Consider the following 7,155-nt stretch of genomic DNA (forward strand, 5'->3'; position numbering starts at 1 on the left):
AGATGTGTATAAGAGACAGGCACAGGGCCATCCTGGTACCTGCGCGACCACGGCACCTGGGACCAGGCTCGCGAATACTTCGTGCACCGCTCGCTGTATCACCTCAAGGAAGGTGATCCGCACGCCTGGGTGATCCCGCGGCTCACGGGCCAGGCCAAGGCCTCGTTCGTCGCGGTCGAGTTCGACGAGTACGGCGCCGGACGGGGCGCGCGGGTGCACCAACAACTGTTCGCCGAACTGCTCACCGCGGCCGGCCTGGATGCCGCGTACCTCGCCTACCTCGACGCCGTTCCCGCCGAGTCGCTGGCGGTGGTGAATCTGATGTCGCTGTTCGGGCTACATCGTCGTTGGCTGGGCGCGGCCGCCGGACACTTCGCCGCCACCGAGATCACCTCGCCCCCCGGCTCGAGCCGAATGGTGGCGGCGTTGCGCCGCTTCGGTGCACCGGATGCCTGCGTGGCGTTCTACGCAGAGCACGTCGAGGCCGATGCAGTACACGAACAGGTGGTGCGCGCGGACGTGATCGGCGACCTGTTAGACCGTTCTCCGTGGCTGGAGACCGACGTCGTGTTCGGTATCCGGGCTCTCGATGCCGTGGAAGGTCGGCTCGCCGATGTGATGACGTCGGCATGGTCGGCGGGGCGTTCGTCGCTTCTGACAAAGTGAAAGTTAAGGCTTTACTGGGAGTTTCCCGAAAGTGTCGGGCGATGCCTTTACCTATCGAAGTGAATGTCGGTAACGTCTGGATTCTCCGGTTGAGCTCACAGCCGCAGTGAAGCGTCCATGTCAACGCAGGTCCGCAAGTGATTTCGTTGACGTGATCCAACAGCACGATTCGTCGACTGATGGAGCCATAAGCATGACCACCATCGATTTATCGCAGAACGCTTTCGCCGCGCCCGCAACAGAAGCCACCCAGGTCTGGCGGAGTCATACCGCCCGGTTCACGGTCCACTGGGGCCGCACGGGTGCCGTTGTCGCCGTCAACGGAGAGGTCGACGCGGTGAACGCCGACCCGTTCGCCGACTACGCGCAACGCTGCGCCGAATGCTGCGAATGGCTGGTCGTCGACCTGGCTGAGCTGACATTCATCGGCACCGCCGGTTTTACCGCTCTGCAATCGATCAGCGCGCGGTGCGAAAGTGCGCAGACCAAGTTCAAGGTCATCGCAAGCCCCGCACTGTCGAACCTTCTGCGAATCTGTGACCCGCAGTCGCGCCTTCCGCTGGTGGCGTCGCTGGCAGAAGCCCTGGCCGACGTTCAGCAGTCGGGCCGCCCGCTTCGCCTGGTGCCGTAACAGCCCTCACCCCGCCGTCGTCGGCGCAGCACGTTTCCTTTTCCCTGTGCTCTGCGTCGGAAAGGCGCTGGATGGGTATCCAGCCGGGACATCGGCGACGGGAAGGGGAAACACACGTGGGTGGGCAACCGGCCGTGCTGTTCGACATCGACGGCACCCTCGTCGATTCCAACTACCTCCATGTGTATGCCTGGCAACGTTCGTTCGCCGAGTTGCACATCGAGGTGGAATGCTGGCGCATCCACCGCGCCATCGGCATGGACGGCGCGAAGCTTGTGCGCACACTGTCCGGCGATGCCGATGAGGATGTTCGCCGCCGGCTCCAAGACCTGCACTCGCGCTACTACCTTCAGTCCGCAGAGCTGCTCACTCCACTTCCGGGAGCCCGCACTCTTCTGGAATCGGTTGCCGCCTTGGGCCTTCCGGTGGCGCTGGCCACTTCTGCTCCAGAGGACGAGCTGGCGGTCCTGCGTAAGGTCCTCGCTTGCGACGAGCTGATCGCGGCAGTCACCTCATCGGCCGATGTCGACGTCGCCAAGCCGCACCCGGGCATCATCGGCGTCGCACTGGAGCGCGTAGGCGCCACGGCTGAAAGTGCGGTCTTTGTGGGCGACGCGGTCTGGGACGCGAAGGCATGCACGCGGGCCGGCGTGGTCAGCATCGGCCTGCTCAGCGGCGGCGTATGCCGCTCTGAGCTGGAAAATGCCGGAGCCGCTGCCGTTTTCGATAATGCCGGGGATCTGTCGGCGCACCTGGATCAGTCGCCGATCGGCGAGTTCGCCAGCGGCCGCGGCCCGCGGTGAATCCCGGCAGCGCCGCGGGCCGCGAGTCCGCTACTTTCCCCGGACCCGGCGGTTGTGCTTCTTGATCGCCGTGACCAGCTCCGACTTTCGCATCGTCGAACGTCCGTGAATGTCCAGCCGCCGGGCAAGGTCGAGCAGGTGCCGCTTGCTGGCATTGGCGTCGACGCCCTCCGCTGACCGTCCGGAGTTGTTCGGCCCGCCGCCGGCCGCGAGCCGATCCGAGGGGCCACGCTTCTTCTTCGGCTCCCAATGGTCGCCGACCTTCTCGAAACTGTGCTTGAGCGCCGCGTAGGCGACCCGGTGGGCGCGCTGCTCGCTGCCGTACTCCTTGGCCGCAGCATCATGGGCTTTGGCGAAGGTGCGTTGCGCCTTGGCACTGGAACGCTGCAGCGTGGTGGGCAACTCGCCGCGTTTGGCGGAGCCACTTTTCGTCGTCTTGGGCATGAGACCTCCAATAGCGATCCGATGCCTCGGGGATACCCACCGGGTCCGGCCGGAAATCCTCTGCCACATCCATGCGGATGCTGTAAACCTCGCGCTCGAGGCCGGTTTCTGCGAATCAGGTTTGAAATGGCTTTGTCCGGGGAATGGTGGCCCTACAGGTGAATGGAGGACGGATGCGCTTCGGTGGATTGGCCGGGACGGTGGTGCTGCTTTGGTTGCTCATCGGCGCCTTCGCGGCATGGCAGCGCGGGTACTTCCACGAGGGCCCGACCAGTTGCGCATCGGCCGGAACCATCGCCGTCACCGTCTTGGCCGGCCCGCTGAACTATGCGGGCGTGAAGCCTGTGGTCTCGGATTGCCGTCTACCGCAGCCTTCTTCGCTGGATGCGGTCAGTTTCATTGTGTGAGAGAAGGGATTAGTGATGATTGCCCTCGGAGTGATCCTGATTATTCTGGCGCTCATCTTCAAGATCAACATCCTCTGGACTGTCGGCATCATTCTGCTGATCGTCGGCGCGGCACTGTGGATTCTGGGCGCGGTCGGGCGCCCGGTAGCGGGTCGGCGCTACTGGTATTGATCGGACCCACGGCACACCGGACGCCCCCGGACCGCGCCTCGCGCTGATGCACTCGAGCCTGCGCTGCGGCTCGTTCACGCGCGGATAGACAGGGCTGGGTGCGATGACGGTCACCGCCGATCTTCAGCGCCCTGCGGGGCACATCGCCCTGTTCTACCGGTCACCGCAGGAGTATCTCGACTACCTGGTGCCGTTCGTCGCCGACGGTGTGGCGGACGGGCAGCCCGTCCTGGTGGCGGGGCCCGGGCCGAACCTGTCGCGACTGCGCCAGGCCTTACCCGCGGGCACCGCCGCGGCTGTGAGCCTGATCGACATCGGCACCGTGGGGCGCAACCCCGGGCACGTACTGGGCGGCGTACTGGGCACATTCGCCGACAGGCACCCCTCGGGTGCGGTACGGATGGTTTGCGAGCTGGTCTGGCAGGGCCGGTCGGCGCCGGAGTATCCGGCCTGCATCCAGCATGAGGCGCTGGTCAACGAGGCCTTTGCCGGCCGGGATGTCACCGTGCTGTGCCCCTACGACGCGGGCCTGGACTCGAAGATGCTCGCCGACGCCGAGATCACCCATCCCCGGCTCGGACGTGCCGGGCAACCAGAGCGTGCCAGTTCGGGCTTCGCGCCCGACGCCGCGTGGGACCGCTACAACGAACCGCTGCCGCCGAGCCCCACGGCGGCGAGCTACACGCTGCACCGGCTCACCGATCTGGCCGGCGCCCGACAGTTCTGCGCGAAGTACGCGCGCTGGTTCGGCTTCTCCGCCACCCATATCGCGGACCTGCAACTGATCGTCAATGAGCTGGCATCCAACAGCCTGCAGCACGGACGCGGCCCGTGCACCCTTCTGCTCTGGGACACCGGCGACCAATTGGTCTGCCAGGCACGCGATCTGGGGCACTTGACGGACCGATTGGCCGGTCGGCGGCCCTTCGTCGATGGAGACGGGCATGGATGCGGCCTCTTCGTCGTCAACGCGACCGCGGACCTGGTCCGCATCCACACGACTGCTACCGGAACCACCGTGCAGGCGCACCTTCGAATGAGCTGACGGGCGGGCTGCGCCTGGGCCCGGCCGGGCGGCATTGGAGCACGTGGCGCGCAGAGCACCGGCGGGGTACCCGCTGCCTAGGAGAGCAGGCAGACAGCAGGTACCCCGCCGGCGCGCACCGTGAGGTGCCCGCGTTTCACCGCTGCCATGGTGTTACCGCTGGTGCATCACCTCCTTCTTCCCGGCCTGGCAGTCACCGCGGCCTCGGAGGCGACCGCTGTGTCGCCCAGACGGTCCCGCTGCGCTGCCGTGGTTCCCGCCCGCACCGGGGCGGTACGCGTTCGGGCCGACCACGCCGCGCCGGTCTGACGCCGGCGAGCGTACGAAGACGAGGCCGGGCGACGGGCATTTCGGTGGGTGCCGCGGTGCAGGTCTGCGGTTTCGCGGCGAACAGGCGCAACCATTCGGCGCGCACAATGTCCTCCGCTTCGTCGAGGACCTCCGCGGACAGGGTGTCGGTGGTCATGGTGCTCACCTCCTTCACCGGGTAGCAGGCCGCCGCCCGGCCCCTCGCAATCAGGCGTTGATGATCCGCTCGCCGTGCCCGCTGGCGATCTTGATGCGGCGCGGCTTCGCCTTCTCCGCGACCGGGATGGTCAGCCGTAGCACGCCGTCGTGGTAACTGGCCTGGATGTGTTCGGCGTCAAGGTTGTCGCCGAGGAACAGTTGCCGGCTGAACACACCGCGCGGCCGCTCCGCGGACACCATTTCGCGGTTCTGGTCCAGGGGGCGTTCGGCGTGCACCGTCAGCACATTGCGTTCGACATCGAGATCCAAGGAGTCTTCCGCGACGCCGGGCAGGTCGAATTCGACGATGAACTGGTCACCGTCGCGCCAGGCGTCCATGGGCATGACCGCCGGCCGGGCCGCGGTGCCCAACACCTGCTGGGTCCACCGGTCGAGATCACGCAACGGGTCGGTACGCATCAACATCATCTCCACCTCCTAGTCCTACGGCAGATCATCTATGTCTGCCGACATAGATTTTTATATAACACCGGTGCTAGATTGCCGCAAGAGGTATCGAAGGAGTTTTCGGCGAGTGGAAGCGATACGCGGTGAGTGATGCGATGAATGCGCGGTCCGGGCTGGGGGTATACGGCATCTCGGTGGCAGCTGAGTTGTCCGGGATCGGCCCGCAGACCCTGCGGCTCTATGAGAGCCGTGGGCTGCTCACACCGGCGCGCACCGCCGGCGGGACACGTCGCTACAGCGATGACGATCTCGCTCGGTTGCGCCGCATCACCGAGCTGGTGGCCATCGGGATCAACACGGCGGGCATCGGGCAGATCCTCGGCCTGGAAGCCCGCAACGCCCGACTGGAGGCCGACAACGTTCGGCTGGAGTCGGACAACAATAGACTGCAGTCCGACAACACTCGGTTGAGATCCGACAACACCGCGCTGAAGTCGGACTATGCCCTGCTCGCCGCCGCCCGTCGCGCCGAACGGCCGGCGCAGGCCGGGCCGCGAACACGGAAACGAAAGGGGTCATGATGAGCAACCCTGAGGATCTGCCGCCGACCTACGCAGCGGAGGCGGATCTCGCCGAGCAGCGCGTCCCCGCCGACGCCGACGACGAGGGGCTGGACCCGGCCCGGCTGGAAAACATCGCCGAGGTCGACGCCAATCCTGCCGACGTGATCGAGCAGGCGATCAGCGTTCCGCTGCCCGACGACGACTATGAGGCCGAGTCCTAAACGGCGGAACTACTGCGTGTCGGCCCTGTCGCCGCCGGCCCCGCCGCGCGCCCCCTTGCACCGCCGATGGCTGGTGTCGCACAGCGGATAGTTGCGGCTGCGCCCACAGGTGCAGATGGCCACCATGAAGCGATCCGATTCGACGACACCTTCGGGCGTCTCGATGCGGACGGGCCCGGCAACCAGCACCGGGCCGTTGCGGACGGGCCGCACCACGGTGCTCACGGCTTGTCCGCCCGGATGACGACCAGCTGTTCCATGCGGCAGCCGCGCGGCACTCGTCCGGTCTGCTCCAGCCAGTCGGCGTGCGCCGAGAGCACCGGGCCGAACGGGATGTCGCGCACCGCCACGACTTGGGCGGCAAGGCCCGATTGCCGCAGGCTCCGCAACGAGTGCGCCACCCCGGCAAGAGCGGACTGCACCAGCAGCAGGGTCCCGCCCCCACCCAACAGCGATACCGCGGAGCGGCACAGCGGATCCAGCACGATCCGTCCGTCGACACCGCCGTTCCAGGACCATTCGGGTCCGCCCGCCGACGGGATGGGACCACCGCCGGCCGGCGAGGGAACGTAAGGCGGATTGGCAACCACCAGATCGAAGGGCGCGCACCGCAGTGCCGCACTCCAGGTCCCCTGCCGGATCCTCACATCCACACCGGCTGCACGTGCGTTGTCCCGTGCGGACCGCACCGCGCGCGGGCAGATGTCGTAGGCGGTGACGCTTGCCGCGCCCAACTCGGCCGCCGCGATGGCCACCACCCCGCTACCCGTGCACAGATCCAGCACACGGGCGCCGCCGGCCAGGCCGGTGTCCTTCATAGCGTCGATCAGAAGGTGCGAATCGTCCTGCGGCGCATAGACACCGTCCGGGTTCAGCGGACTACGGCGCAGTGCGCTGGGCCTGTAGAAGGTTGTCATCGGTGGCTGCCGTCGCCGGGGTAGCCGAAGATTCGGTGGACCCCCCACTGGCGAAGCCGCTCGAGGATGAAGTCCGCGGTATTCGGCATCAATTGCTCCCTTCGACACTGGCACACGGTTACCCGCCACCGGCGTTGTCAAACGGTGGGTTGCGCCACCGGCGCACCGGTTTCGCTCACGGCTTTGCGAGCCACCCGTAGGTCGTCGACGAACGCTCGGTAAGCCCCGGCACGCTGTTCGCTGCGGTCGCGCAGCACTGCCGAGGGATGAACGGTGGCCAGCACCTGCGGCCTGCCGCCGGATCCCGCCAGGCCCGGCAGGCACCGCAGCTCTCCGCGACCGTGGGAGACGCGAAATGACGGTCCCAGCAAC

General features: G+C 66.8%; 11 protein-coding genes and 2 pseudogenes. 8 read left to right on the forward strand and 5 right to left on the reverse strand.

The features are described 5' to 3' along the window. Positions 1-18 precede the first annotated feature (18 nt). From LI92_RS18665 to LI92_RS18675, 3 genes and pseudogenes are all read left to right on the forward strand, one after another. Positions 19-666: pseudogene (locus tag LI92_RS18665) on the forward strand (iron-containing redox enzyme family protein); the annotation flags it as partial. 193 nt (positions 667-859) lie between these two features. Continuing rightward, complete coding sequence (locus tag LI92_RS18670; RefSeq protein WP_046321598.1) at positions 860-1,297, forward strand: STAS domain-containing protein; 438 nt, start codon at positions 860-862, stop codon at positions 1,295-1,297. 71 nt (positions 1,298-1,368) lie between these two features. Beyond that, complete coding sequence (locus LI92_RS18675; protein WP_046321600.1) at positions 1,369-2,100, forward strand: HAD family hydrolase; 732 nt, start codon at positions 1,369-1,371, stop codon at positions 2,098-2,100. A gap of 30 nt (positions 2,101-2,130) precedes the next feature. Here LI92_RS18675 and LI92_RS18680 read toward each other — a convergent pair whose 3' ends face one another. Beyond that, positions 2,131-2,544: a ChaB family protein gene (locus LI92_RS18680; protein WP_046321602.1), complete on the reverse strand. Its 414-nt coding sequence runs from the start codon at positions 2,542-2,544 to the stop codon at positions 2,131-2,133. 173 nt (positions 2,545-2,717) lie between these two features. On the opposite strand from LI92_RS18680, the gene LI92_RS18685 reads away from it, so the two are divergent. The 3 genes from LI92_RS18685 (at position 2,718) to LI92_RS18690 (ending at position 4,167) form a co-directional block, all read left to right on the forward strand. Beyond that, positions 2,718-2,951 (forward strand): hypothetical protein, encoded by a 234-nt coding sequence (locus LI92_RS18685; protein ID WP_082109805.1) that lies wholly within the window; start codon positions 2,718-2,720, stop codon positions 2,949-2,951. Between the two features lie 15 nt (positions 2,952-2,966). After that, on the forward strand, positions 2,967-3,122 hold the full coding sequence (locus tag LI92_RS23895) for a DUF6131 family protein (protein WP_165757858.1): 156 nt from the start codon (positions 2,967-2,969) through the stop codon (positions 3,120-3,122). Positions 3,123-3,225: 103 nt separating this feature from the next. Next, positions 3,226-4,167, forward strand: a complete 942-nt coding sequence (locus tag LI92_RS18690) for an anti-sigma factor RsbA family regulatory protein (protein ID WP_046321607.1) — start codon at positions 3,226-3,228, stop codon at positions 4,165-4,167. A gap of 516 nt (positions 4,168-4,683) precedes the next feature. On the opposite strand, the gene LI92_RS18695 is transcribed toward LI92_RS18690, so the two are convergent. After that, the gene (locus LI92_RS18695) at positions 4,684-5,103 is read right to left on the reverse strand and encodes an Hsp20/alpha crystallin family protein (protein ID WP_286135193.1); all 420 of its coding nucleotides are present in this window, start codon (positions 5,101-5,103) and stop codon (positions 4,684-4,686) included. Between the two features lie 134 nt (positions 5,104-5,237). On the opposite strand from LI92_RS18695, the gene LI92_RS18700 reads away from it, so the two are divergent. After that, positions 5,238-5,663, forward strand: coding sequence for a MerR family transcriptional regulator (locus tag LI92_RS18700; protein WP_046321610.1), 426 nt, complete (start codon positions 5,238-5,240; stop codon positions 5,661-5,663). Further along, entirely contained in the window at positions 5,663-5,866 is a 204-nt protein-coding gene (locus LI92_RS18705; protein ID WP_046321612.1) for an Rv3202a family protein, read from the forward strand. The genes LI92_RS18700 and LI92_RS18705 overlap by 1 nt, the downstream gene beginning before the upstream one ends. Positions 5,867-5,875: 9 nt before the next feature. Here LI92_RS18705 and LI92_RS18710 read toward each other — a convergent pair whose 3' ends face one another. The 3 genes and pseudogenes from LI92_RS18710 to LI92_RS18720 form a co-directional block, all read right to left on the reverse strand. Then, positions 5,876-6,091, reverse strand: a complete 216-nt coding sequence (locus LI92_RS18710; protein ID WP_046321613.1) for a CDGSH iron-sulfur domain-containing protein — start codon at positions 6,089-6,091, stop codon at positions 5,876-5,878. After that, a complete protein-coding gene (locus LI92_RS18715; protein ID WP_046321615.1) occupies positions 6,088-6,783 on the reverse strand; it encodes a HemK2/MTQ2 family protein methyltransferase in 696 nt (231 codons plus the stop codon). Before LI92_RS18715 ends, LI92_RS18710 begins: the two co-directional genes overlap by 4 nt. Positions 6,784-6,920: 137 nt before the next feature. Further along, a pseudogene (locus LI92_RS18720) lies at positions 6,921-7,155 on the reverse strand (hypothetical protein); the annotation flags it as partial.

The organism is Mycobacterium sp. UM_Kg1, assembly GCF_000972925.1.
In the GTDB taxonomy this organism is placed as follows: domain Bacteria; phylum Actinomycetota; class Actinomycetes; order Mycobacteriales; family Mycobacteriaceae; genus Mycobacterium; species Mycobacterium hiberniae.

Bases quoted from the DNA above. Each gene is read 5' to 3' on its own strand.
- LI92_RS18670 (WP_046321598.1), top strand. From the start codon at position 860: ATGACCACCATCGATTTATCGCAGAACGCTTTCGCCGCGCCCGCAACA.
- LI92_RS18675 (WP_046321600.1), top strand. From the start codon at position 1,369: ATGGGTATCCAGCCGGGACATCGGCGACGGGAAGGGGAAACACACGTG.
- LI92_RS18680 (WP_046321602.1), bottom strand. From the start codon at position 2,544: ATGCCCAAGACGACGAAAAGTGGCTCCGCCAAACGCGGCGAGTTGCCC.
- LI92_RS18685 (WP_082109805.1), top strand. From the start codon at position 2,718: ATGCGCTTCGGTGGATTGGCCGGGACGGTGGTGCTGCTTTGGTTGCTC.
- LI92_RS23895 (WP_165757858.1), top strand. From the start codon at position 2,967: ATGATTGCCCTCGGAGTGATCCTGATTATTCTGGCGCTCATCTTCAAG.
- LI92_RS18690 (WP_046321607.1), top strand. From the start codon at position 3,226: ATGACGGTCACCGCCGATCTTCAGCGCCCTGCGGGGCACATCGCCCTG.
- LI92_RS18695 (WP_286135193.1), bottom strand. From the start codon at position 5,103: ATGATGTTGATGCGTACCGACCCGTTGCGTGATCTCGACCGGTGGACC.
- LI92_RS18700 (WP_046321610.1), top strand. From the start codon at position 5,238: ATGAATGCGCGGTCCGGGCTGGGGGTATACGGCATCTCGGTGGCAGCT.
- LI92_RS18705 (WP_046321612.1), top strand. From the start codon at position 5,663: ATGAGCAACCCTGAGGATCTGCCGCCGACCTACGCAGCGGAGGCGGAT.
- LI92_RS18715 (WP_046321615.1), bottom strand. From the start codon at position 6,783: ATGACAACCTTCTACAGGCCCAGCGCACTGCGCCGTAGTCCGCTGAAC.